Source organism: Mucilaginibacter glaciei (genome assembly GCF_014773245.1).
Classification (GTDB): Bacteria; Bacteroidota; Bacteroidia; order Sphingobacteriales; family Sphingobacteriaceae; genus Mucilaginibacter; species Mucilaginibacter glaciei.
On sequence record NZ_JACWMX010000001.1, the window covers coordinates 380,956 to 404,256 of the forward strand.

22 protein-coding genes are annotated in these 23,301 nt (G+C 42.6%); 10 read left to right on the forward strand and 12 right to left on the reverse strand.

Annotated elements, in window-relative coordinates; genetic code table 11:
* Window positions 1-97 precede the first annotated feature (97 nt).
* Complete coding sequence (prmA, locus tag IDJ76_RS01795) at window positions 98-934, forward strand: 50S ribosomal protein L11 methyltransferase (RefSeq protein ID WP_191160118.1); 837 nt, start codon at window positions 98-100, stop codon at window positions 932-934.
* 85 nt (window positions 935-1,019) lie between these two features.
* On the opposite strand, the gene IDJ76_RS01800 is transcribed toward prmA, so the two are convergent.
* Window positions 1,020-1,658, reverse strand: coding sequence for an NAD(P)-dependent oxidoreductase (locus tag IDJ76_RS01800; protein WP_191160120.1), 639 nt, complete (start codon window positions 1,656-1,658; stop codon window positions 1,020-1,022).
* A 52-nt stretch (window positions 1,659-1,710) separates the two neighbouring features.
* Window positions 1,711-2,115: an Rrf2 family transcriptional regulator gene (locus tag IDJ76_RS01805; protein WP_191160122.1), complete on the reverse strand. Its 405-nt coding sequence runs from the start codon at window positions 2,113-2,115 to the stop codon at window positions 1,711-1,713.
* Window positions 2,116-2,300: 185 nt separating this feature from the next.
* Between IDJ76_RS01805 and IDJ76_RS01810 the strand changes: the two genes are divergently transcribed.
* From IDJ76_RS01810 to IDJ76_RS01820, 3 genes are all read left to right on the forward strand, one after another.
* Window positions 2,301-3,155 (forward strand): universal stress protein, encoded by an 855-nt coding sequence (locus tag IDJ76_RS01810; protein WP_191160124.1) that lies wholly within the window; start codon window positions 2,301-2,303, stop codon window positions 3,153-3,155.
* Window positions 3,156-3,247: 92 nt separating this feature from the next.
* Window positions 3,248-4,603: a UDP-N-acetylmuramate--L-alanine ligase gene (locus IDJ76_RS01815; protein WP_191160126.1), complete on the forward strand. Its 1,356-nt coding sequence runs from the start codon at window positions 3,248-3,250 to the stop codon at window positions 4,601-4,603.
* Between the two features lie 82 nt (window positions 4,604-4,685).
* Window positions 4,686-5,030, forward strand: a complete 345-nt coding sequence (locus IDJ76_RS01820; RefSeq protein WP_191160128.1) for a helix-turn-helix domain-containing protein — start codon at window positions 4,686-4,688, stop codon at window positions 5,028-5,030.
* A gap of 25 nt (window positions 5,031-5,055) precedes the next feature.
* Here IDJ76_RS01820 and IDJ76_RS01825 read toward each other — a convergent pair whose 3' ends face one another.
* From IDJ76_RS01825 to scpB, 3 genes are all read right to left on the reverse strand, one after another.
* Window positions 5,056-6,174 (reverse strand): GNAT family N-acetyltransferase, encoded by a 1,119-nt coding sequence (locus tag IDJ76_RS01825; RefSeq protein ID WP_191160130.1) that lies wholly within the window; start codon window positions 6,172-6,174, stop codon window positions 5,056-5,058.
* A gap of 81 nt (window positions 6,175-6,255) precedes the next feature.
* Entirely contained in the window at window positions 6,256-6,453 is a 198-nt protein-coding gene (locus IDJ76_RS01830; RefSeq protein WP_191160132.1) for a hypothetical protein, read from the reverse strand.
* Window positions 6,454-6,594: 141 nt separating this feature from the next.
* On the reverse strand, window positions 6,595-7,155 hold the full coding sequence (scpB, locus tag IDJ76_RS01835) for an SMC-Scp complex subunit ScpB (RefSeq protein ID WP_191160134.1): 561 nt from the start codon (window positions 7,153-7,155) through the stop codon (window positions 6,595-6,597).
* A 137-nt stretch (window positions 7,156-7,292) separates the two neighbouring features.
* On the opposite strand from scpB, the gene gatB reads away from it, so the two are divergent.
* The 3 genes from gatB to IDJ76_RS01850 all read left to right on the forward strand — a co-directional run bounded on the left by gatB (window position 7,293) and on the right by IDJ76_RS01850 (window position 10,673).
* Window positions 7,293-8,762 carry an Asp-tRNA(Asn)/Glu-tRNA(Gln) amidotransferase subunit GatB gene (gene gatB, locus IDJ76_RS01840; RefSeq protein WP_191160137.1) on the forward strand — a complete coding sequence of 490 codons (1,470 nt, stop codon included), beginning with the start codon at window positions 7,293-7,295 and terminating at the stop codon, window positions 8,760-8,762.
* A gap of 4 nt (window positions 8,763-8,766) precedes the next feature.
* Complete coding sequence (locus IDJ76_RS01845; protein WP_191160139.1) at window positions 8,767-9,891, forward strand: TlpA disulfide reductase family protein; 1,125 nt, start codon at window positions 8,767-8,769, stop codon at window positions 9,889-9,891.
* Window positions 9,892-9,986: 95 nt separating this feature from the next.
* On the forward strand, window positions 9,987-10,673 hold the full coding sequence (locus tag IDJ76_RS01850) for a response regulator transcription factor (protein ID WP_191160141.1): 687 nt from the start codon (window positions 9,987-9,989) through the stop codon (window positions 10,671-10,673).
* 68 nt (window positions 10,674-10,741) lie between these two features.
* Here IDJ76_RS01850 and IDJ76_RS01855 read toward each other — a convergent pair whose 3' ends face one another.
* Window positions 10,742-11,338, reverse strand: a complete 597-nt coding sequence (locus IDJ76_RS01855; RefSeq protein WP_191160143.1) for a hypothetical protein — start codon at window positions 11,336-11,338, stop codon at window positions 10,742-10,744.
* 176 nt (window positions 11,339-11,514) lie between these two features.
* Here IDJ76_RS01855 and IDJ76_RS01860 point away from each other — a divergent pair, with 176 nt between their 5' ends.
* The gene (locus IDJ76_RS01860) at window positions 11,515-12,234 is read left to right on the forward strand and encodes an RluA family pseudouridine synthase (RefSeq protein ID WP_191160145.1); all 720 of its coding nucleotides are present in this window, start codon (window positions 11,515-11,517) and stop codon (window positions 12,232-12,234) included.
* A gap of 34 nt (window positions 12,235-12,268) precedes the next feature.
* Here IDJ76_RS01860 and IDJ76_RS01865 read toward each other — a convergent pair whose 3' ends face one another.
* From IDJ76_RS01865 to IDJ76_RS01880, 4 genes are read right to left on the reverse strand one after another with little or no spacing between them, the layout of a single operon-like run.
* Window positions 12,269-12,985, reverse strand: coding sequence for a class I SAM-dependent methyltransferase (locus IDJ76_RS01865; protein WP_191160147.1), 717 nt, complete (start codon window positions 12,983-12,985; stop codon window positions 12,269-12,271).
* 60 nt (window positions 12,986-13,045) lie between these two features.
* Complete coding sequence (locus IDJ76_RS01870; RefSeq protein WP_191160149.1) at window positions 13,046-13,480, reverse strand: RrF2 family transcriptional regulator; 435 nt, start codon at window positions 13,478-13,480, stop codon at window positions 13,046-13,048.
* A gap of 59 nt (window positions 13,481-13,539) precedes the next feature.
* Entirely contained in the window at window positions 13,540-13,827 is a 288-nt protein-coding gene (locus IDJ76_RS01875) for a SelT/SelW/SelH family protein (RefSeq protein ID WP_191160151.1), read from the reverse strand.
* Window positions 13,828-13,845: 18 nt separating this feature from the next.
* Complete coding sequence (locus IDJ76_RS01880) at window positions 13,846-14,574, reverse strand: NUDIX hydrolase (protein ID WP_191160153.1); 729 nt, start codon at window positions 14,572-14,574, stop codon at window positions 13,846-13,848.
* A gap of 109 nt (window positions 14,575-14,683) precedes the next feature.
* Between IDJ76_RS01880 and IDJ76_RS01885 the strand changes: the two genes are divergently transcribed.
* Entirely contained in the window at window positions 14,684-16,309 is a 1,626-nt protein-coding gene (locus IDJ76_RS01885; protein ID WP_191160155.1) for a carboxylesterase/lipase family protein, read from the forward strand.
* A 125-nt stretch (window positions 16,310-16,434) separates the two neighbouring features.
* Here the strand turns inward: IDJ76_RS01885 and lpdA are convergent, their stop codons facing one another.
* A complete protein-coding gene (lpdA, locus tag IDJ76_RS01890; RefSeq protein ID WP_191160157.1) occupies window positions 16,435-17,823 on the reverse strand; it encodes a dihydrolipoyl dehydrogenase in 1,389 nt (462 codons plus the stop codon).
* A gap of 323 nt (window positions 17,824-18,146) precedes the next feature.
* Between lpdA and IDJ76_RS01895 the strand changes: the two genes are divergently transcribed.
* The gene (locus IDJ76_RS01895) at window positions 18,147-21,440 is read left to right on the forward strand and encodes a TonB-dependent receptor (RefSeq protein WP_191160158.1); all 3,294 of its coding nucleotides are present in this window, start codon (window positions 18,147-18,149) and stop codon (window positions 21,438-21,440) included.
* Between the two features lie 655 nt (window positions 21,441-22,095).
* On the opposite strand, the gene IDJ76_RS01905 is transcribed toward IDJ76_RS01895, so the two are convergent.
* Complete coding sequence (locus IDJ76_RS01905) at window positions 22,096-23,277, reverse strand: AIR synthase related protein (RefSeq protein WP_191160162.1); 1,182 nt, start codon at window positions 23,275-23,277, stop codon at window positions 22,096-22,098.
* Window positions 23,278-23,301 lie beyond the last annotated feature (24 nt).

The following is a 23,301-nucleotide window of genomic DNA, read 5'->3' on the forward strand; positions in this document are numbered from 1 at the left end:
TTTAGGGATTAGAGAATAGTGATTGGAGATCAGTTAACGCTGATCTCCAATTTGCATTTTTTATTTTCTCAAATCTCGAACCCCTAATTTCTAACAAATGAACTACTACGAATTGCTCTTCACTACCATTACCACCGAAGATTACCAGCAGGATCTGTTGATAAACACTTTGGGCGATATTGGTTTTGACACTTTTGAAGAGGTTGATCTGGGTTTTAAGGCCTATATCCCGGTTGAAGATTTTGACCAGGCCAGGCTGGATGAAGCTTTAGAGGCTTACCGCGAAATGTTCACGTTCAGTTACGACATTACACTTATCCCGCAAAAAAACTGGAACGAGGTATGGGAAAGCAATTTTGAACCCATCCAGATAGGCGACCAGGTATTTGTGCGGGCTACCTTCCATGCATCCAAGCCGAAGTTTCCTTACGAGATCGTTATCGATCCTAAAATGGCGTTCGGTACGGGCCACCACCAAACCACGGCTATGATGATGGCCCTGATGCTGGAGAATGATTTTGCTGGTAAAAAGGTATTGGATATGGGTTGTGGTACGGGTATCCTGGCTATACTTGCAGCTAAACTTGGCGCTGTAGATATAACCGCCATTGACTACGATGTGGTTTGCTATGAAAGCACAATTGAAAACTCGGCACTCAATAGCATTACTAATATCAAAGCTCTGTGCGGCTCAAAAGAGGCTATCCCTGATGAGCAATACGATATCATCCTGGCTAATATTAACCGCAATATCCTGATTGATCAGATGGCGCAGTACGCCGAAGCTTTAAAGCCGGGCGGCGAGATCTATTTTAGCGGTTTCTATGAGTCGCCCGATCTGGAGATCCTCACAGACGAAGCCCGCAAATACGACCTCAAATACATCACCCATAAAAAAGATAAAGAGTGGGTAGCGGCTAAATTTATTCTATAGGTTTACACCGATTATTTTGATTAATAGATTACACCGATTTTGATTTGCGATCGGTGTAATCTTTTAATTCTTTCAATCCAGGTAATTAGTAACCGACCGTAAATCTTGCTTTTATAAACTTGTTGTTTTCCAATTCGTTTACTGCAGCAACAGCCAAGTCTTCTACACTGATCTCACATTTGCCTGCTTCATTAAAAACCGGGCTTTCGGTTCCTAAACGGAAAGTGCCTGTACGTGTGCCTGGGTGCAGGTTAATAGCAGGGCTCAGGAAGGTCCAGTCTAATTCTTCTTCCTTACGCAGTTCAGTAAGGTAGTCACGGGCTGCTGTAGCGCCGGTTTTCCATTCTGCAGGGAACTCAGGCGAGTCAACTAATTGTCTGCCATCTATAAATAAACTGCCTGCACCGCCAATAACTAATAAGCGTTTAACCCCCGATTTTTTTGTGGCTGCTTGTATATCCTCACATCCCTTTATGAACGCGTTATATAAATCGGGGTTAGTCCAACCCGCATTGAATGAATTGATCACAGCGTCATGCCCGGATAGTGCTGCTGCCAGTGCATCTAAGTTATTTACGTTTGCCGCTACCGGGGTTACGCCAGCCTCTTTAGCTACTTTTGAACTGTCGCGGGTTATGGCGGTCACTTCGTATCCACGGGATGTTAATTCTTTTAAAATTGCGCTGCCTACAAAGCCTGTTGCGCCTATTAATGCTACTTTCATGATCGATCTATTTAATTGTAATTTAAGTTGTTATAGTTTAATTTTAAATTTTTTATTTGAATTTTTTACAAAATTCTAAAAGGTTCGTTTTGCCCAATTTCAACATTACCGACTGATCAATTTCTTCATATAAGTCGTTCAGATGCTGGTTTATCTGCTTGCCGACGGGGCAGGCGGGGTTAGGCTGATTTTTGGCCATACCTAATAAGGCTTTGGGTTTAACGGTTTCGTAGATCATGGCCAGCGTGATCTGGTCGGCAGGCCGGTTAAGTTTATAGCCGCCTTTTTTACCCTCCTGGCTGGTTACTAATCCGTATTTGATCAGGCTACTTAATTCCTTCCGTACCAATACTGCGTTCACGTTAATACTACCCGCCAGGTATTCGGATGAGATAACCCCATCCGCCTCGCAAAGCAGGGTCATTATATGTAGCGTAATGGGGAAGCGTCCGTTCATTTATTCTGTAATAAATATTATTACAGTACAAATATAAGCATGTAATTTTATGGATCAAGCATTCGTTATAAACTATCTTTAATATGAAACAGTGTTGACAATGCCATATTATTTCATGCGTAATTTTGTATGTTTTTAACTTTCAGACCAATTTGGTCAGTATTAATAGTTTTAAAACCGATACTATGAAAACCTACCTTGTACCTGTCGATTTTTCTGACGCCGCCTTTAACGCCGCCGACTTTGCTGCTAAACTAAGCCATCAAACCAATGTAGAAACCATTGTGCTAATGAACGCTTATTATATATCCGAGCTGGAGACGATGTTGCCCGACGCCAATATGGTAATGCTGCGCCAGGAAGAAATTGATGAAAACGCAATTGACCGTTTAGCACAATTGGAAAAGCTGAAGGTTAGGCTTAAAAACAGGGTTAGAGATGGAGTTGAGATAAAAGTTCGCCTGAACCGCTCACACTTGTTAAGGGCAGTTATAGATACGGTTGCCGAAGAAAAAGCCGATTTGGTAGTGCTGGGCAGCGTGGGGAATACCACCGTACGTGAGGGTGGTATAGGGCTGGGTGGTCACGTTATAGCTATATCGAAGGCGAGCCCTGTGCCGGTGATGGTTATCCCGCCAGCCTATATCTACAAAAAGATTGAGGAGGCGGTTATTGCCTTTGATTTTAAGAAAGCTAAGGAAAATGTACCCATCAACCTTTTGCATAAGCTGTTAGGAAAGCAACAAATAAAACTACTGGTGGTTAATGTAGACGCCAAAGGTAAGCATGGGGCTGCCGAACCCAAACAGCTTGCCCGGGAAGGTGCATTGCATCATATTTTAAAAGTGTTTCAACCCAAATACTTTTATATTAATAATCCGAATGTAATTACAGGTATCCTTGATTTTGCCAGGGAGCACGAAGCTCAAATGGTTATAGCTCTGCCGCACACGTACAGCTTTTTTCAATCGATAATGCACAGCAGTATTTCACAACAATTGGCTAAGAGTTCGGCGGTACCTTTGCTATTATTAAAATAGTTACCTAATTGGCAATTTTTTAAACCCGTTATTGGTGTTATAACACTTTTTACGTTAATTTGCCGCCGTATTTGCAGCACTAAACTTTATTAATGAGAGTACACTTTATAGCGATAGGCGGCAGTGCCATGCACAATTTGGCTATCGCTTTGCACAAAAAGGGATTTGAAGTAACCGGTTCTGACGATGTGCTGTTTGAGCCATCAGCGTCCCGCCTGGGCAATTACGGTATTTTACCTGTGCAGACCGGCTGGTACCCTGAAAAGATTACTCCTGAATTAGATGCCGTTATTTTGGGCATGCACGCCCGGATAGATAATCCTGAACTTTTAAAGGCACAGGAACTGGGTGTCAAAATCTACTCTTATCCCGATTACATTTACGAGCAATCTAAAGATAAACAGCGCGTGGTAATAGGTGGAAGCCATGGCAAAACTACTATTACCAGCATGATACTGCATGCTTTGCAACAGGCCGGAATCAATTTTGACTATCTAGTGGGGGCGCAGCTGGAAGGTTTTGAAACCATGGTTAAGCTTAGCGATGAAGCACCGGTGATCATTATAGAAGGTGATGAATACCTGGCTTCGTCGATTGACAGCCGGCCGAAATTCCATATTTACAAAGCCCATATTGGAGTAATAAGCGGGATAGCCTGGGATCATATCAACGTGTTCCCAACTTTTGAAAATTACATCCATCAGTTTAAAATATTTGCTGAAACCATACAACCCGGTGGTAAACTGATCTACAGCGAAACCGACCAGGTTTTAAAAACCATGGTTGATGGTTTGGACGTAAGCATAGCCAAATTGCCTTATGCCTTGCCGGAGTTTAAGATAGACAACGGCATTACCAGTGTAATAGCTGATGGTACAACTTACCCCTTAGCGGTGTTTGGTCAGCACAATTTATTGAACATGGAAGCCGCCCGTTTGGTGTGTGAAAGTTTAGGGATCGGTAGTGCTGATTTTTATTCTTACCTCACCACTTTTAAAGGTGCGGCGCGCAGACTCGAGGTAGTTGGCCAAAACGAAAATGCGACGATCTTTAAAGATTTTGCGCATTCGCCGTCAAAGCTTACCGCTACTATACAGGCAGTTAAGGCACAGTTCCCCGACAGAAAACTCCTGGCCTGCATCGAATTGCATACTTTTAGCAGCTTGAATAAGCGGTTTTTAGACGAATATGCAGGCACTATGAACCTGGCTGATGAAGCCATAGTGTTTATAGACCGTAAAACATTTGAGCATAAAAAAATTGAGCCGTACCCGGCGGAAGCAGTAAAAAAGGCCTTTTCTAATGCGAGTCTGCTGTTTTTTAACGAACCGGCGCAATTGTTAGATCATTTAGAAGGGTTAGATCTGGCTGATAGTAACCTTTTAATGATGAGTTCGGGCAACTTTGGCGGCATAAATTTAATTGAACTAAAAAATAAATTGTTATAAATATAGCTGGTAATTAGTTTATTAATCAAATATGTTGTAACTTTATTAACTATTGAGAAACCTATCCTAATTAAATTAAAAAATGAAAACACTTGGAAAAAAGATCCGGTTATTACGCCATCAAAAAGGTTGGAGCCAGGAAGAAGTTGCTAAACGATTAGATATTTCTATCCCTGCCTTTTCAAAAATTGAAACGGGTATTACCGACATCAATCTTTCACGTTTAGAGCAAATTTCTGCCTTGTTTGAAATGTCTGTGGTTCAGCTACTTACATTTAATGAGACGGAGCAGGATCAAAAAATTGCGAGCGAGTTAGAAAACGTTAACAAGAAGTTAATGGACCGAGAGACTGAAGTGATAGACCTGCAGAAAAAAGTGATCGAGCTTTTTGAAGAATTAAGACATAAGAAAGTAGCAACAGCATAATTTTAAGCCCGGATTCTTTTCGGGCTTAAAATTTATATCGCATGGTCAGATGGCGTTTTCCAAATGTGGCCCCCACCGCAGCATGGATCGCTATCATTTTCTCGTTAAAATCGCCCACCCACGATAATTCCAGCTCGTCATATTGCTTTAGCGGCAAAACATATTCTTTCAGCTTGATAAACAGGCATGATTCCAAACCGTGTTTTTGGAACTTTTGTTTGGTGCCCATAACTATCGCGCGCATGCGGGTAACACCTTTCCATTTACGATAAAGGAAAATTAACTTGCCCAAAAGATCAAGCTTGCCGTTTAATGGCTTGATCAATTGGTTGGCGTCGGGCAGTATCACTATAAATGATGCTGGTTCGCCATCTACGTAGGCAAACCATATCAGCTTTTCGTCCATAATGGGTTTCATTTGCTTAAAGCTTTCCATTATGGTGGCGTGATTGATAGGCACAAAGTTTTCAAAATCCCGCCAGCCATCGTTATAGATCTCCAAAAAATCGTTGGCATATTTTTCGATCTGCGGGGTTTTAAAATGCTCGAAGGTGTAGCCGGGCTTATTCATTACCCAGGTAGCAATTTTAGTGAACCGCTCCGAAAATGGTTTGTGCACACTGAGGTGATTAGTTATCTGCTCGTATTGTGTTTTGAAACCGTAGCTCTCAAAAAAGGCCTTGTAATAGGGAAAGTTATAGTTCATCCCATAGGAGGGCGGCGTAAAGCCTTCAACCAGTAAACCCCAAAAATTATCATTTTCGCCAAAGTTAATAGGGCCGTCCATCGCCTCCATTCCGTTTTGCTTTAACCATGCTTTAGCGGTATCGAATAGCAAAAAAGCGGTTGCCTCATCGTTTATACATTCAAAGAAACCGCAGCCCCCGGTGGGCTGTTCATAATTATAGGCTTTCTTTTCATTAATAAAGGCGGCTATGCGGCCAATAAGCAAGCCATTATCATCTTTCAACACCCAACGGATGGCCCTACCATGTTGATGGAAGTTATTTTTGGCCGGGTCAAATACCGCATTTACATCATTATCCAGCGGGCATACCCAATTAGGGTCGCCTTTGTACAGTTGACGGGCAACATCCAAAAACGCGTTTTTATCGGCCTTGCTTTTAACTTCCGTTATAATCATGCTGAAGTATATTTTACTACAAAAAAAGCATCCAGCGGGTTACTGAATGCTTTACAATTATCTTTTATCAGGATCAATCAATTAATCATCGTCCTCGTCATCGTAAGGATCATAAGTATCAAACCCACCCAGATCATCATCTAAAGGAATGTCCTCATCAAAATCGTCATCTTCGTCCGCAACCTTTTTGCCCGGTTTAGGATCATCATCAAAATCATCATCCTCTTCATCGCCGGCTTTCTTGGAAGAGGTATTCAAAGGTTTTTTTGGAGCTGCCATTTTAATAAATATTTATTCGTTAAAACTTATAATCTGTTAACCTGATTTGCTGTAGGGCTGTTTAGTTTCGCTGTGCTATATTCAGCATTATTTATGAGTAAAAATAATCAAAATCATTTTTATTAAAAATCATTTTGAAATTTATTCTGCTGCCTGGCCTATGGTGCTGCTATTATCTGTAATATCCTTTAGCTGTGGGAGTTCAGAAATATCATTTACGCCAAAATAATCCATAAACAGGCCGCTGGTGCCGTAAAGTATGGGTTTGCCCACACTTTCCGACTTTCCCGTGATAGCAATCAACTCCTTTTCGAGCAGTTTCTGAATAGAATAGTCGCAATTCACCCCTCGAATTTGCTCGATATCAGTTTTAGTTACCGGTTGTTTATAGGCGATGATAGCAAGTGTTTCTAACGCTGCCTGGCTCAGCTTCTTTTTTGAGCGCTGTAATTGCAGCAGGCTGATGGTAGTATGGTATTTTTTTTTGGTAAGGAACTGAAACCCATTGTTGATCTTCAATACTTCAACTGCGAAGCTTTCATCCTGATATTTTGCCCGGATATTATTGATGTGCGTGGTTATTTCATCGGAAGTGTAATCATGCTCAAATGCAGCTTGCAGGCAATATAGGATTTCCTCCGTCCGGATTCCCTGTTCTGACGCGAAGATCAACGCCTCGATGTGCTGTTCAATATTTTCCATGCGTTGCAAATATATCAGAATGTTAGAAAAATGACATTACTGTTAATTGTGCACGTCAAAATAATATCTGCATAAATAACTAATAACTTTATATTTGACAGATTAGACCAGGGCTGAACATCAGCTGAATATATAATATGGCAGTTCTAAATAGCAGCGTGAGTGATAAGTACGAATTAGTCGTAGGATTAGAGGTACACGCGCAATTATCCACTTTAAGTAAGGCTTTCTCTTCAGATTCGGCGGCATTTGGTGCCGACCCCAATCATCATGTTAGTCCGGTTTCACTGGGCCATCCCGGTACTTTGCCGCGCATTAATAAGCGCATGGTAGAGTATGCTGTAAAGATGGGGCTGGCTTGTAATTGCACTATCAACCTCACCAATACCTTTGCCCGTAAAAACTATTTCTACGCCGATCTGCCCAAAGGGTTCCAAACTACGCAAGATCAGCAGCCCATTTGTTTAGGCGGCAGCGTTACCGTCAACTTAAGCGACGGCACAGCAAAGTCTATTGCGATCCACCACATCCACATGGAAGATGACGCGGGTAAAAGCGCGCATGACCAGCATGACGAATTCTCCCTTATCGACCTGAACAGGGCAGGGGTGCCGCTTATCGAGATTGTATCGCAGCCGGATATGCGCAGTGCCGAAGAGGCCGGGCAGTTTTTAACGGAAATAAGAAGGACGCTGAGATATTTAGAGATCTGCGATGGTAATATGGAAGAAGGCAGCATGCGTTGCGATGCCAATATCTCCGTGCGTTTACACGGCGCTGTCGAATATGGCAACCGTTGCGAGGTGAAGAACTTAAACTCTATCCGAAACGTACAGCGCGCCATCGAGCATGAATTTTCCCGCCAGGTAGCCATTATAGAAGCGGGCGGCCACATCGACCAAAACACCCTGAATTTTAATGCCGATACCGGCGAAACGTCAGTTTTACGATCAAAGGAAATGGCCAACGATTACCGCTATTTCCCCGAGCCGGATTTGCTGCCTGTACAAATAACAGCAGCTGAACTGGAGGCTATCCGTAAAAGTATGCCTGCATTGCCCCATGAGTTAATAGAAAAATATACAAGAGAGCTTGGGTTATCAGCTTATGATGCAGGGGTTATCGTAGCTGACAAAGAGTTTGCAGCTTACTTTGAAGAAGTTATAAAACACACATCAAATTATAAATCGGCAGCGAACTGGCTGATGGGGTCGGTTAGGTCTTACTTAAATGATAACAGCTTAGGCATTAGCAGCTTGTCGCTTACGCCAGACAACCTTGCTGGATTGATCAAGCTGGTGGATGAGGGCAAAGTGAACAACACTGTTGCTGCGCAAAAATTATTCCCGGCTTTGTTGAAAGGAAACGGCAAAACCGCCGACCAATTGGCCAGAGAACTTAACTTGGTTATCAGTAAAGATACATCGGAAGTTGACGGGTTTATAAAGGCAGCTTTGGCTAAGTTCCCTGATAAGGTAGTGGAATACCAAAAGGGTAAAAAGGGCGTTTTAGGCTTATTTATGGGCGAGGTAATGAAACTCTCGAAGGGAAAGATTGATCCGCAGAAAACCAACCAATTGTTAATTAAAGAATTAGAATCTAAATAGAATTATGAAAACCCGTTTATTTACCTGTATCACGCTTTGCGCAGCGTTGTTTTTTGTTGCTTGCAAAAACAAAACCGATTTTACAATTTCGGGCACGGTTGCTAATCCCGGCAAGGCTAAAATGGCCTATTTATTAGTGGCAGATACCACACAGGTAAGCGTTATCGACTCGACAAAGTTAAGTGATAAGGGTGAATTTGAATTTAAACACCCCGCGCCTTACGCCAACCTCTACAAATTACGCATCGGTACCAGCATTTTTGATTTTGTAGCCAAAAATGGCGACGGCCTGAAGTTTGAAACCGACTTGGCAGATCTTGCCCATCCTTATAAAATAACCGGATCTGACGATTCTGAAAAGATTAAGGAATTTAACCGGATTAGTAATGTATATGGCGATAAGAACAGTAAGTTGTCTGACGAGTACACCGCAAAATCTGAAGCATTAGGCAAAGAGTCGGACTCGTTGATAAAGGTTTACATGCCGCAGTTCCAAAAAAACATTACCGATTATAGTACCGAGATTTTAAAATTCGTAAACGATAACAAAAAATCGTTGGCGGGTTTTTATGCGGCAACATCGCTCGATCAATATAAATACGAGAAGGAACTGGTGGCATACGCTGATGCTATAAAGGGTGAATTTACAGATAACCCGGGTGTTCAACGGTTTATCAAACAAATGGAAATTGCAAAGCCGGTATCGGTAGGGCATAAAGCACCGGAATTTACGGTAAAGGGTATCGATGGAAAGGACGTGAAACTGACTGATTACAAAGGCAAATATGTAATGCTCGATTTTTGGGCATCATGGTGCGGCCCTTGCAGACAGGAAAACCCTAACGTTGTTAAGCAATATAACGCATTCAAATCAAAAGGTTTTAACATACTGGGCATCTCGTTAGATACCGAGAAAAAAGACTGGCAGGGAGCGGTTAACGCCGATAAACTAACCTGGGCGCATGCGTCTGATCTGCAGCGTTTTGACGGAGCAACCGAGAAGCTGTATCATATCGAAGCTATCCCCTCAAACTTTATAATTGACCCGCAAGGGGTTATTGTGGCTAAGAATATTACCGGCGCCGATTTAGAGAACTTTTTAAACAAAACGTTTAATAAGGTTCAATAAATAGTTAACATACCGTGAAGGTTAACAATTTGTTAATGTACCTTTAACCATTAGCTATCATTAACGTTATACTTTTATGCAAAAATTAACCTTACATGAGCACCGGTAAACAAAAGATATTAATTGTTGACGACGAACCCGATATTTTAGAGTTAATTGAGTACAACCTCAAAAAAGAAGGTTACCAGGTATATTCGGCCCGTAACGGGCAGGAAGCTGTAGCCGAAGCTAAAAGGACCCAGCCCGATCTGATCGTGCTGGATATCATGATGCCCAAAATGGATGGTATCGAGGCTTGCCGTATTATGCGCACCATGCCCGAGTTTAAAAACACCTTTATGGTATTTCTAACTGCTCGCAGCGAAGAGTATTCAGAAATTGCAGGCTTTAACGTAGGGGCCGATGATTACATTGCCAAGCCTATTAAGCCGCGTGCTTTGGTGAGCCGTATCAACGCCATCCTCCGCCGTAACTCGGCACCCGAAGAGGTTACCGACAATAAGCTGGAAATTGGCGACCTGGTGATTGACCGTGAGGCTTACCTGGTGTTTCAAAAAGGCGTTAAGGTTGTTTTGGCCAAAAAAGAATTTGAACTGCTGTACCTGTTGGCATCAAAACCCGGTAAGGTTTACACCCGCGAGGTGATATTGAAAAGCATCTGGGAAGACTCTGTAGTGGTAACTAACCGCACCATTGATGTACACGTACGCAAACTGCGCGAAAAATTGGGAGATGATTGCGTATCTACCGTCAAAGGAGTAGGCTACAAATTTGAAGCGTAAACAAAATCTAACATAACAAAAACGGCTCGTTGAATTTCAACGGGCCGTTTTTGTTTAAAATATTCCGATTATGCTTTTTTTGCGGCAACCGCTTTTTTCTTGACAGTTTTAGCAGCAGTAGTAGCTACTTTTTTCGCTTTAGCAACCTCTGTTTTAGCTTTGTCGGCTACAGTTCTTGCCTTTGTATCAGCTTTAGCCTTTAAATCGATAGCAGCCTTTTTGCCGTCAGCAACTTCTGTTTTAGCTTTATCGGCAACAGTTTTTGCTTTAGTATCAGCTTTAGTTTTTACTTCTGTAGCAGTCTTTTTTGCTGCAGCAACATCTGTTTTAGCTTTATCGGCAACTGCCTTTACTTTGGTATCGGCTTTAGCCTTCACATCAGCTGCAACAGTTTTAGCCTTCGCAGTGGTTGATGCTGCTTTGGCTGCAATGGTTTCTTTAGCTGCGGTAGCCTTTTTGGCAACAGTAGTTTTGGCTGCAGACGCTTTTTTAGTAACCGCTGCTTTCTTAGACGCAACGGTTTCTTTTATATCCTCTATTTTATCGCCGGCTTTATCTTTCAGGTCTTCGGCAGTATCTTTTGTGCCATCCCAAAATTCTTCGATAGATTCTTTTATTTTTTCGAAAAAGCCCTTTTCTTCGGGTTGTGTTTTTTTAGTACTCATGAGGTTTTTATTTTAGGTTATTGTTGATAGATAGGTGATTAACAGTGCTTAATTAATTTTGTTTTAGGGGGAGATTTGTGGTTTCTTTACAGATTTATTTCCTGTTTCTTATACTGCTTTTACCGGATCTGTAACGGACGTTTATTCTTAAATAATAAACCGTATTTTTGCCGGCTATGAAGTTTCCAAAGTTTGCCGACCTGATCCTGTTTGAAGATGATGATATAATTGTGGTCAATAAACCACCATTCATCAGTTCGTTAGATGAGCGGGAGGGGGGCGAGATCAATATGCTGCGCCTTGCAAAGCAATACAGTGATGACGCACAAGTTTGCCACCGTTTGGATAAAGAAACCTCGGGCGCGTTAATTATAGCTAAAAACCCCGAAGCCTATCGCTCCGTATCTATGCAGTTTGAGCGCCGCAAAGTAAAAAAGGTATACCATGCAGTAATTAACGGCACCCATGTTTTCGAAGAGCTGTTTATCGATCTGCCGATATTGAACGTGGGCAAAAGCAGTGTGACCATTAGCCGACAGGAAGGTAAACGCGCCGAAACATGGTTCCAGTCTTTAAAATTCTATAAACATTATACCCTGGTTGAGTGCCGCCCGGTAACCGGCCGCATGCACCAGATCCGTATCCATTTAGCCACGCAGCGGGCCTCAATTGCCGGGGATGAGATGTACAAAGGCGAGCCGGTGTTTCTTTCTAAGATTAAACGTAAATACCATTTAGGGAAAGACCAGGAAGAGTTGCCTATCATGAAGCGTTTTGCGCTACACGCCTACGAAGTAACCTTTAAGTTAATGAACGGCGATGACATTACTATACATGCGCCTTACCCTAAAGATTTTGATACGTTGTTGAAGCTGCTGGATAAGTTTGATTTGTAGTAATGATGTTTGAAGTTACCAAAAATAGCAGGACTTAATCTTTTTGGTAAACCAAAAAATGTTGGATCGGCATAAACTCGCCGTCCTGAACCAGATGGAAACCATTTGCCTTTAACTCTTTGTTAACCTGTATTACACTCATTTTATGCAATTCTTTGATCGCGACCGCCGGGTCTTCCGCACGGTATTCCAACAACAATAACTTGCCTTTTGGTTTTAACGATCTGCGGATGGCCTGCAACATTTCATGCGGGTAATATAATTCGTGATAAACATCAACCATCATGGCCAGGTCTACGCTATTATCAGGTAGGTTGGGAGATTTTTCGCCACCCTTAATTACCGTTACATTGTTATGCGCGAGTTTGCTGCTTTTGTCTTTCAGATAGTTTAGGGCATCATCCTGTATTTCAACAGCATAAACTTTTCCCTGTGACAACTGTGCCGCTATCCTGAAAGTGTAATAACCTGTGCCTGCGCCAATATCTGCAACTACACTATTTTTGATAATGGGAAGTTTGGAGATCGCCAGTGCCGTATTCTCCTCCTGCTGGCGGTTGTTGCGCTCCAACCAATCAGCGCCTTCAAAGCTCATCACCTGCGCAATTTCGCGTCCATAGTACATTTTGCCCTTGCCGTCGCGGCTGGCAGTTTTGTAGGTGTAGGCAGTATCTTGCTGTTGATTTTGTGCCGGTTGGCAGGTAAAAAGCAACGGGATAAGCAATAAAAAAGCCGTTTTGATGTAAAGCATATTTGCTTAACGCCAAACCAGCCATATATGTTTAGAAATCAGGCGCTGAGATTGAAATATTTACAGGTTAATAAGGCTGGTTTCGCGGGCAATAATATCAGCCACACTGGTTTCTGAAAGGATCTTTAAAGAGGCATCACGCACTTCAATAAACACATCGCGGATGCCGCAGGTATGTTCTTGGTGGCACTCGTCGCAACGGTGGTAAAAGTTTAAGCTTGCGCAGGGTACCATAGCAATGGGCCCGTCGGTAATGCGCATTACATTAACCAGGTAAATATCTTTTGGGTCTTTGTTCAGGCTATAACCACCACCAGCCCCTTTTTTGCTGTACAAAAAGCCGGCGTTACGTAAATCAAGCAGTATTTGCTCCAGGAATTTTTTAGGGATTTTTTCCGCCTCGGCTATTTTTGAGATCTGCATGGGCGGCTTGTCCATGTTTTTACCCATTACAACCAGAGCTTTTATAGCGTATTTCGTTTTTTTGGAGAGCATCTACTAATATAAATGACAAAAGTACACAAACAAAGTTGTTAAAGCATAATATGCAAAAATTACGCGTCAGCACGTTTATCTGAATGGCCAAGGCCTTTGCCTGGGCTCACCGCATCGCGGATTAGCTGCTTCAGTTCCTTTATTTCGGGGAATCGCCCCTGATCTTTGCGGTCAAAAATAACGTGATCATTTATCCGGATATTATATTTGCCCGATGTTTCACTGGGGTGCAGAGTCACGCCGTAAACATCATCGCTAAACGTAGTTAAAAGTTCCTGCGCCATATAAGCTGCGCGGAGCAGCCAGTTACATTTTGGGCAATACTCGATAATTAGGGTTGGTTTCATCGGTTTAAATATAGCTACTTATTTAGGTAGAAACCGATACAGATAGGGTGCCTTGTGCGCTCCGCCACTGTATTTTTTTGCTACACGCTCCAATATGCCCATGCTTAATATTTTCCGTTGGAAAGCGGGGCGCAGTAATTTTTTACCCAGCACAGTTTCATGCAAAGCTTGCAGGTCGCCCATGGTAAAATTATCAGGAAGCAAGTTAAATCCTATCAGTTTGTTGTCTAATTGTGTACGCAGGCTCTCTAATGCTTTTTTGATGATAAGCTGATGATCTTGTATTAACCGGGGCAGATCGTTTAAATCGTACCAGCCGCAACTGTCAAAAAGCTTATCGGGAGTGGGTGTCACTTTAGTAAAATCGACCAGTGCAAAATAACCTACACTGATAAACCGCTTCAGCAGCCAGTGGTTGACTGGTGGCTCTATGCCGTTCGCGTTTAATATCGCCTTGAATGGCTCCGGGTCAAACCTGGTCATATCGCCAAAAATATGGAATTGGTCCAGGAAGATCTCTTTTAACCCTGTGCGTTCGCTTGCTACCCGCATGGCGGCAACATCCAGGTCTTCCTCCAGTCTGATGAACCCGCCAGGTAGTGCAACATAACCTGTATTGCTGTAATGCATCAGCAATACCTTCAATTCATTATCATGAAAACCAAATATGACAGCATCAATGGCAAGGTTAGGAATAAAACCTTCACCGGTCGGGTTGCCTTCGTTTGGTATTTTGGTAGCCGCCATCTTTTAAAATCAATAATTAACTTGACAATGCCAATAATACAAATTATTATTGTAACATAATGATACAATAATATTCCTGAAATTTCTCTAACCAATTATTATAATACTGATGAAAAAATTAAGTGTCTTTTTACTGGCGCAAATGGCTTGCGTTATGTCGTTTGCGCAGGTGCAGGTGAAGATAGCTGATGGCATGCTGGAGAGCGTAACCGAAAAATCAGGCGTGAATAGTTTTAAGGGCATCCCCTTTGCACAGCCGCCCATAGGCGACCTGCGCTGGAAGGAACCGCAGCCCGTAAACAGCTGGACGGGCGTGCGCAAATGCGATGCCTTTGGTTACAATGCAATGCAAAAAAAGATCTTCGGCGATATGGGTTTCCGCGGCCCTGGCATGAGCGAGGATTGCCTGTATCTGAACGTTTGGGTACCTGCTAAACCGGCTAAGGCAAAATTACCGGTGCTGGTATATTTTTATGGCGGCGGCTTTGCAGCCGGCGATGGCTCTGAACGGCGTTACGATGGCGAGAGCATGGCCAAACGCGGTATTGTGACGTTAACGGTGAATTATCGTTTAGGGGTGTTTGGCTTCATGTCACATCCCGAATTGACTAAAGAATCCCCGCATCATGCATCCGGTAATTATGGGTTGCTTGACCAAAATGCTGCGTTAGTATGGGTGAAAAAAAATATAGCCGCCTTTGGCGGTGATCCGGACAGGATAACCATAGCTGGCGAATCGGCAGGTTCTATGTCGGTATCGGCGCAAATGGTATCGCCATTGTCAAAAGACCTTATCAATGGCGCAATAGGCGAAAGCGGTGCTATGATCAATCCGTTGGCGCCTGCTACTTTAAGCGTAGGTGAAGGCAATGGAGTAAAGTTTGGTGAGAAGATAGGTGCGACAACCCTGGCTGCTTTACGTGCTATCCCTGCCGATCAATTGTTAGAGCTGGCATCGAAACCGGGTAACCCGTCGATTAGTTTTATTGTAGATGGTTATTTCTTTACCAAAAAGCCTATAGAAACATACATGGCAGGCGAGCAAGCCCATGTGCCCTTACTGGCGGGTTGGAATTCGGCCGAGATACCCTACCAGGCGGTGATGTATGGACAGGCCCCAACCCCAGAAAACTACCTGAAGCAACTGAATACCTTTTATCCGGGTAAAGCGGATGAGGTTGCCAAACTTTACCCGGGTAGCACGGAAGCAGAGGTGATCAAATCGGCAACGGAATTAGCCAGCGACAGGTTTATTGTTTACAGCACTTGGAAATGGGTTGATTTGCACGCGCAAACCAGTGGCAAACCGGTATACCGTTACTTGTTTTCGAAATTAAAACCACCAATGAGTGCTAAAATGGAAGGTGCTACCCCGGGCCTTGCCGGCGGAATGAACAAAAGTGACGCCGCTAAACCAGCGGCACCAAAGGGCCCGCAGCCGTATGCCGGCGCACCGCACGCGTTCGAAATTGAATACGCCATGGGCAACCTGGCCACTAATGATGCCTACGACTGGACACCTGCAGATTATAAAGTATCTGAAACGATGGAAACCTACTTTGCAAACTTTATAAAAACGGGTAACCCCAACGGCGCGGGTGTGCCAAAGTGGTCGGCTAATACTAAAGGCGGCGCGGTGTCGTTCATTAATTTAGATGTTAAGACAATTTTAGAGAAAGAAAGCGACCGGTTAAGGGCACGTTATCTTTTCCTTGATAAAGAATATTTAAAATAGAGCAAGCCCAAACTTTTCGTTAAGCCGCTTTCTTTTACAGGAAAGCGGCTTTTTTATTCCGAAATTACAGGCGCAAAAAAAAGCACCCCGGGAGGTGCTTTATAAAAACAATGTTTTAATATCTATTACAAGTGGATCACTTCGCCGTAGGCATCAGCAGCAGCTTCCATAACGGCTTCGCTCATGGTTGGGTGGGGGTGAACCGACTTGATGATCTCATGACCGGTAGCTTCCAGCTTACGAGCGGTAACTACTTCGGCAATCATTTCGGTAACATTGGCACCTAACATATGCGCACCCAGGAATTCGCCGTACTTGGCATCGAAAATTACCTTAACAAAGCCATCTTTAACACCGGCAGCACTTGCCTTACCCGACGCAGAGAACGGGAATTTACCCACCTTGATCTCGTAACCCGCTTCTTTCGCGGCCTTTTCGGTATAACCTACCGAAGCAACTTCCGGCGAGCAATACGTACAACCCGGTATGTTATTATAATCTAAAGGCTGCGGGTTTTGGCCTGCAATCTTTTCTACGCAAATAATACCTTCGGCAGATGCTACGTGCGCAAGGGCCTGGCCTTTAACGATATCGCCAATGGCATAAACACCCTCAACGTTGGTTTGATAGAAATCATCAACCAATACTTTACCCTTATCGGTTTTAACACCGTTTTCTTCCAATCCTATACCTTCGATATTGGTAGAAACACCGATGGCCGACAATACGATCTCGGCCTCTAATACCTGGTTGCCGGTAGCCGTTTTAACATTAACCTTGCAGCCATCACCATTCGTATCAACAGACTCGACAGTTGAGCCGGTCATGATATTGATACCTTGTTTTTTTAAACTGCGGAAAAGTCCTTTCGAGATCTCTTCATCTTCTAAAGGCACAATGTTATCTAAAAACTCAACTACGGTTACTTTTGTACCTATCGAGTTGTAAAAATATGCAAACTCTATACCGATAGCGCCCGAGCCAACAATAACCATTGATTTTGGCTGCTGCGGCAATACCATCGCCTGGCGGTAACCTATAACTTTTTTGCCATCCTGTTTAAGGTTAGGTAACTCGCGAGAGCGTCCGCCTGTTGCTAGGATGATGCTTTTAGCTGTAAAGTCTTTTACCGTACCATCGGCAATTTTTACCGTAACGGTTCCTTTGCTTTTTAATGAACCATAACCGATGATCACATCGATCTTATTTTTCTTCATTAAAAACTGTACGCCTTTGCTCATGCCATCGGCAACGCCGCGGCTCCTTTTTATAACGGCTTCAAAATCAACTTCGCCGCCGCCGGTTTTTATGCCGTAATCTGCAGCGTGGTTTAGATATTCAAATACCTGTGCGCTTTTCAATAAAGCTTTGGTAGGGATGCATCCCCAGTTGAGGCAAACACCACCTAATGATTCTTTTTCAACTATAGCAGTTTTTAAACCCAGCTGTGATGCACGTATGGCTGCCACATAGCCGCCCGGGCCTGAACCAATAACAATTAAATCGTAGTCCATATAGTTATTATATCTGTTTTTGATTTGCAAAGCCCAAAGCTAAGTAAAAAGCGGGGATTTGAAAAAAATAGGAGGAGGGGGGCCACTTTTTTACAGGGGGCCGACTTGCGGCGCAGCGTTAACACTTAACAGCTGCACAACTACAAATTAATGCGAATATTACAGAAATAATTCATCTCAATTTCATTCAGCGTCGATTTACCTATAAAATGTTGAAAAATATATAATTAATGTTAACACTAACTTAACATTGGCCTTGAGACGATTATCTATATTTGTGCCAAAATTAAATCATTTTAAGGATTAAACTAAAACAATTAAGTATGAGGAAGCATTTACTCTTATTATTATTTACCCTTTTTACTGCAAGTGTTGCCTTTGCACAGGTGACAACAAGTAGCATGTCGGGTACCGTGGTTGACGAGAAGGGTTTGCCTTTGCCGGGTGTTACCATTACGGCAGTGCATACCCCAACCGGTACAAACTACGCAACCGTATCGCGTGTTGATGGCCGTTACAACTTACCAAACTTACGTGTTGGTGGCCCATACACAGTTACGTTCTCTTTTATCGGTTTTGGCAGCAATGTACAAAACGATATTAACCTTGCCTTAGGCCAGGAATCAAAAATCGATACCAAATTGTTACCGTCGAGCCGTCAATTAGGCGAGGTTACGATCACAAGCACTCAAAACAAGGTAATCAACAATTCAAGAACAGGTTCTCAGGAAACAATTACCCGTTCACAAATTGAGCGTTTACCAACTATTACCCGTTCAATTAGCGACTACACCAAGTTGACACCTACTGCAAACGGTAGCTCATTTGGTGGCCGTAACGGTAATGGTAACAACTTAACTGTTGATGGTGCTTTGTTTAACAACTCATTCGGTTTATCGAATTCATTGGGTGGTCAAACCAACTCTCAGCCAATCTCTTTAGATGCGATTGAGCAGATCCAGGTTGCGGTATCTCCTTTTGACGTTACACAAGGCCGTTTTGCCGGTACAGGTATTAATACTGTAACCAAATCTGGTACAAACGAATTTAAAGGTACTGCTTACTTATACAAGCGCAGTGCAGGTTTGGTAGGTTTAAAAACTTTAACAAATACTGTTTTAAAACCAACCATTGATTACACTACCCGCGGTTTAGCTGTTGGTGGTGCCATTGTTAAAAACAAATTGTTCTTCTTTGTTTCTGGTGAGCAGGAAAGGATCAGTGACCCTGCTTCTTCTTTCACAGCTTTACGTCCGGGGCAAACTCCGGGTGGTAGCGTATCACGCGCAACCTTGGCTGATTTAACTGCTTTACAGACATTCTTAAAAACCAAGTATAACTACGATGCCGGTGCATTCGAAAACTATAACTTGCGTACCCGTTCTGATAAAATTACAGCTAAGTTAGACTGGAACATTGATAAGAACAACACTTTATCTGTAAAGTACTTCTATTTAAAATCATTACGTGATGTACCACCAAGTGCTTCAGGTTCGCCAACTAACGGCCGTAGCCCAAGCATTAACGTGTTACCTTTCTTCTCATCTTACTATACTATCAATAACAACTTTAACATTGGTATAGCTGAGTTAAATACACGTATCGGTTCAAAATTTGCTAACAAATTAACTGTTGGTTACCAGGCATTGCGTGATTTCCGTGCGTCACCAGGTGGTGGTTCATTCCCGCTGGTTGATATCCAGGAGTCAGCATCTACAGGTAACTTAACCAGTTTTGGTTACGAGCCATTTACAGCAAACAACGTATTGAATACAGATACTTACCAGTTTAGCGATCAGTTTACCATATTTGCCGGTAAACACGAAATTAACATTGGTACCGCTAACGAATTCAATAAATTCAAAAACGGTTTTGCCCCTAACTATAATGGTGGTTACCGCTTTAACAGCTTAGCTGATTTTTACGCTTCAGCTAATCAGGGCTTACCTACAGCAGTACGTTATGATTACCGTTACTCGGCCTTGCCAGATGGTTCATTCCCTTTTGCAACCACTAAGGCCTATACAATAGGCTTTTATGCACAGGATAAATGGCAGGTAAATGATAACTTTAAATTAACTTACGGTGTACGTGCAGATTTGCCGGTTTACAACACCAAAAGTGAAGCTAACCCAGCTGCAGCTGCTTTAACAAGGTTCCAGGGTGGTTACCAGGTTAACACTGCACAGTACCCTAAAACAAGGTTACAGGTATCCCCACGTGTAGGTTTCAACTGGGATGTTAACGGCCAGGGTACTACCCAAGTACGTGGTGGTGCAGGTGTCTTTACCGGCCCGGTTCCTTATGTTTACATATCGAACCAGGCAAGTAACAATGGTGTTCAGTTTGGTTCATACAGCTTGGTACCAGGTCAAGGCGGTGTGTTAGCTACCGACCCACGTTTGGTATTCAATCCTAATGTTGATGCCAACAGGCCAACTGGTGCTGCTGCCAATACTTCATACAACCTTGCTATTACTGATAAGGATTTCAAATTCCCATCAAACTTCAGGGCTAACTTAGCGGTTGATCAAAAATTACCATTTGGTATCATTGGTACATTAGAGGGTATTTACTCTAAGGATATCAACGCTGCTTATTATGTTAACGTTGCCTTACCTACTACAGGTACTGCATTTGCAGGCAGCGATAACCGTTTACGTTACAGCAACACCACTGTGTATCCTTCAATACCTGCTGCACAAGGTGGTAACACTGCTGCATTGCCAAATATTACTGATGCTATCTTGCTTAAAAATACAAGCAAAGGTTACTCTTACAGCATCACCGGTCAGTTACAGCGCACGTTCAAAGAATTCTACTTTAACGTAGCTTATACTTACTCTGATTCTCGTACAGTAAATGATGGTGGCTCAATTGCACAATCAACCTGGAGAGATCGTTCAGTATCTGGCGATCCAAATGCTGACGTAGCTTCTTATGCTAACTTCCGTCAGCCTAACCGTGTTATCGCGTCAATGTCATACCGTAAGCAATACCTTAACCACTTAACAACTTCAATCGGTTTAACCTACGAAGCTGCTAACAATGGAGTGGCGTCATACACCTACAACGGTGATGTGAACGGTGATGGACAAACTGCGAACGATTTGATGTATGTTCCTAAAGATATCAATGATATCGTATTGGTAAAAGATAACGCCGTTACAACAAGCGCTACTTATGACGCTCGTACACCAACACAAATCTACAATCAATTAAACGCTTACATTAACCAGGATCCTTATCTAAGCAAAATCCGTGGTAAATATGCCGAGCGTAACGGTTTAGTTTTGCCTTACTTCCATTTGGTAAACTTTAACTTCACTCAGGACTTGTATCAAACTTCTGGTAAGATCAAGAATACTTTACAGTTTGAATTTAACATCATCAACTTAGGCAACTTCCTTTACAGGAACTGGGGTAACTTTAAGTTTGTTAACCGTACGGGTATCCTTGCCTACAAAGGTATTGATGCTGCTACAGGTAAACCAACTTACTCATTCCCTTACTTTGATAGTGCTAACCAAACACCTCTTACCTCTACATTTGGTAACGGTACTTCACAAGCTTCACGCTGGCAAGCTCAGTTTGGTTTAAGATACATCTTCAACTAAACGAAGTTTCCTTCAAACAACAAAGCCTTCTGAATTTCAGGAGGCTTTGTTGTTTATAATAGATAAATTCACGAGGGCTTTTGCAAATACCCCAGGTGATTTTGGAAAGGCATCAGCGAATTCAGGATTAAATGTGAATACAACCGGTGGAACAGCGCCGGTAGGTGGCGGACCTTGTCCATGACATTAATTTAAATTAGCTTATGAACGGAAAGTTTAAAATTTATTTATACTGTCTTGTAATTTCAAGTTTGTTGATAGGATTTCCAATACCGGCAATACAGATGGAGATTGTGTATTTAACAGGAATAAAAAACCCTAATAATGAGATTGGTGATATCGTCAGACCAATTTTCTTGATAGTAACACAACTTGCAATCGTTTCACTATTGTTTATGCAATCTTTTAGATTTTTTAAACAATTCCTTATTGTTGTGCCGATTTTATTTTGGCTTACAAACATAATTTGCTTGGTGATATTTTATGTAATGAGTCCTTTTCTTTTAATTTCTCATCTGCCATTTATAATTAGTTACTACTATTGCTTAAAAGAGTTTAAAAAGCTGAAATTAGTCGGCGATTATTAGATAGCTCATAAAAAAAGAAAGACCTGCCAAAACTGGCAGGTCTTTCTTTTTTACTTACTGTTTAAAGTTTAGTTATATATAAATTCACCGTAAGGTGAAGTAACCGTTACTTGTTTTTTATCAGCAGCCTCCACATGGCCAATAACCTGTGCTTCTACACCAAAATTTTGCGAGATGCTGATCAGATCTGCTGCGATCTCTTGCGGTACGTACAGCTCCATCCGGTGCCCCATATTAAATACCTTGTACATTTCCTGCCAGCTGGTGTCCGATTCTTCCTGGATCAGTTTAAACAGCGGTGGGATAGGGAACAGGTTGTTTTTGACGATGTGCAGATGATCGATAAAGTGCAGCACTTTAGTTTGTGCACCGCCGCTGCAATGCACCATCCCATTGATCTGACTGCGATACTGATCAAGCATCGTTTTAATGATGGGAGCGTAGGTGCGTGTGGCCGACAATACCAGTTTGCCCGCAGTAACGGTTTTGCCATTACCTATCTCGATTTCATCAGTCAGGTTTTTACTGCCCGAGAATACCAGGTCCTGCGGAACAGCCGGGTCAAAGCTCTCATTATATTTTTGAGCGATTGTCTTATTAAATACATCGTGGCGGGCAGATGTCAATCCGTTTGAGCCCATGCCACCGTTGTATTCCTTTTCGTAATTAGCTTGTCCGTACGATGCCAGGCCGACGATCACGTCGCCCGGTTTGATACGGTGGTTTGATATTACATCTTCACGTTTCATGCGGCAGGTAACCGTTGAGTCGACAATGATGGTACGGACCAGGTCGCCTACATCGGCTGTTTCGCCACCGGTAGAGTAAATGCCGATACCTGCATCTCGTAACTCCGCTAAAATTTCTTCTGTACCATTAATAATAGCGGCAATAACTTCGCCCGGAATGAGGTTTTTATTACGGCCAATGGTAGACGATAAAAGGATATTATCGGTAGCACCTACGCAAAGCAGATCATCCAGGTTCATGATGATCGCATCCTGCGCAATGCCTCGCCAAACAGAGATATCCCCGGTTTCTTTCCAGTAGGTGTAAGCTAACGACGATTTGGTACCTGCGCCGTCGGCATGCATAATATTACAGTAGTCCGGGTCGTTGGTTAATATATCAGGGACAATTTTACAGAATGCTTTAGGGAATATACCCTTATCAATATTTTTAATGGCATTATGTACATCATCTTTTGATGCCGAAACGCCCCGTTGATCGTATCTTTGCGAAGAATTCATGGGCGAATATACTGCTTAAAAAAT

What these genes read in the sequence shown, in the direction of transcription:
- prmA (WP_191160118.1), top strand. Translation starts at nt 98, where the DNA reads ATGAACTACTACGAATTGCTCTTCACTACCATTACCACCGAAGATTAC.
- IDJ76_RS01800 (WP_191160120.1), bottom strand. Translation starts at nt 1,658, where the DNA reads ATGAAAGTAGCATTAATAGGCGCAACAGGCTTTGTAGGCAGCGCAATT.
- IDJ76_RS01805 (WP_191160122.1), bottom strand. Translation starts at nt 2,115, where the DNA reads ATGAACGGACGCTTCCCCATTACGCTACATATAATGACCCTGCTTTGC.
- IDJ76_RS01810 (WP_191160124.1), top strand. Translation starts at nt 2,301, where the DNA reads ATGAAAACCTACCTTGTACCTGTCGATTTTTCTGACGCCGCCTTTAAC.
- IDJ76_RS01815 (WP_191160126.1), top strand. Translation starts at nt 3,248, where the DNA reads ATGAGAGTACACTTTATAGCGATAGGCGGCAGTGCCATGCACAATTTG.
- IDJ76_RS01820 (WP_191160128.1), top strand. Translation starts at nt 4,686, where the DNA reads ATGAAAACACTTGGAAAAAAGATCCGGTTATTACGCCATCAAAAAGGT.
- IDJ76_RS01825 (WP_191160130.1), bottom strand. Translation starts at nt 6,174, where the DNA reads ATGATTATAACGGAAGTTAAAAGCAAGGCCGATAAAAACGCGTTTTTG.
- IDJ76_RS01830 (WP_191160132.1), bottom strand. Translation starts at nt 6,453, where the DNA reads ATGGCAGCTCCAAAAAAACCTTTGAATACCTCTTCCAAGAAAGCCGGC.
- scpB (WP_191160134.1), bottom strand. Translation starts at nt 7,155, where the DNA reads ATGGAAAATATTGAACAGCACATCGAGGCGTTGATCTTCGCGTCAGAA.
- gatB (WP_191160137.1), top strand. Translation starts at nt 7,293, where the DNA reads ATGGCAGTTCTAAATAGCAGCGTGAGTGATAAGTACGAATTAGTCGTA.
- IDJ76_RS01845 (WP_191160139.1), top strand. Translation starts at nt 8,767, where the DNA reads ATGAAAACCCGTTTATTTACCTGTATCACGCTTTGCGCAGCGTTGTTT.
- IDJ76_RS01850 (WP_191160141.1), top strand. Translation starts at nt 9,987, where the DNA reads ATGAGCACCGGTAAACAAAAGATATTAATTGTTGACGACGAACCCGAT.
- IDJ76_RS01855 (WP_191160143.1), bottom strand. Translation starts at nt 11,338, where the DNA reads ATGAGTACTAAAAAAACACAACCCGAAGAAAAGGGCTTTTTCGAAAAA.
- IDJ76_RS01860 (WP_191160145.1), top strand. Translation starts at nt 11,515, where the DNA reads ATGAAGTTTCCAAAGTTTGCCGACCTGATCCTGTTTGAAGATGATGAT.
- IDJ76_RS01865 (WP_191160147.1), bottom strand. Translation starts at nt 12,985, where the DNA reads ATGCTTTACATCAAAACGGCTTTTTTATTGCTTATCCCGTTGCTTTTT.
- IDJ76_RS01870 (WP_191160149.1), bottom strand. Translation starts at nt 13,480, where the DNA reads ATGCTCTCCAAAAAAACGAAATACGCTATAAAAGCTCTGGTTGTAATG.
- IDJ76_RS01875 (WP_191160151.1), bottom strand. Translation starts at nt 13,827, where the DNA reads ATGAAACCAACCCTAATTATCGAGTATTGCCCAAAATGTAACTGGCTG.
- IDJ76_RS01880 (WP_191160153.1), bottom strand. Translation starts at nt 14,574, where the DNA reads ATGGCGGCTACCAAAATACCAAACGAAGGCAACCCGACCGGTGAAGGT.
- IDJ76_RS01885 (WP_191160155.1), top strand. Translation starts at nt 14,684, where the DNA reads ATGAAAAAATTAAGTGTCTTTTTACTGGCGCAAATGGCTTGCGTTATG.
- lpdA (WP_191160157.1), bottom strand. Translation starts at nt 17,823, where the DNA reads ATGGACTACGATTTAATTGTTATTGGTTCAGGCCCGGGCGGCTATGTG.
- IDJ76_RS01895 (WP_191160158.1), top strand. Translation starts at nt 18,147, where the DNA reads ATGAGGAAGCATTTACTCTTATTATTATTTACCCTTTTTACTGCAAGT.
- IDJ76_RS01905 (WP_191160162.1), bottom strand. Translation starts at nt 23,277, where the DNA reads ATGAATTCTTCGCAAAGATACGATCAACGGGGCGTTTCGGCATCAAAA.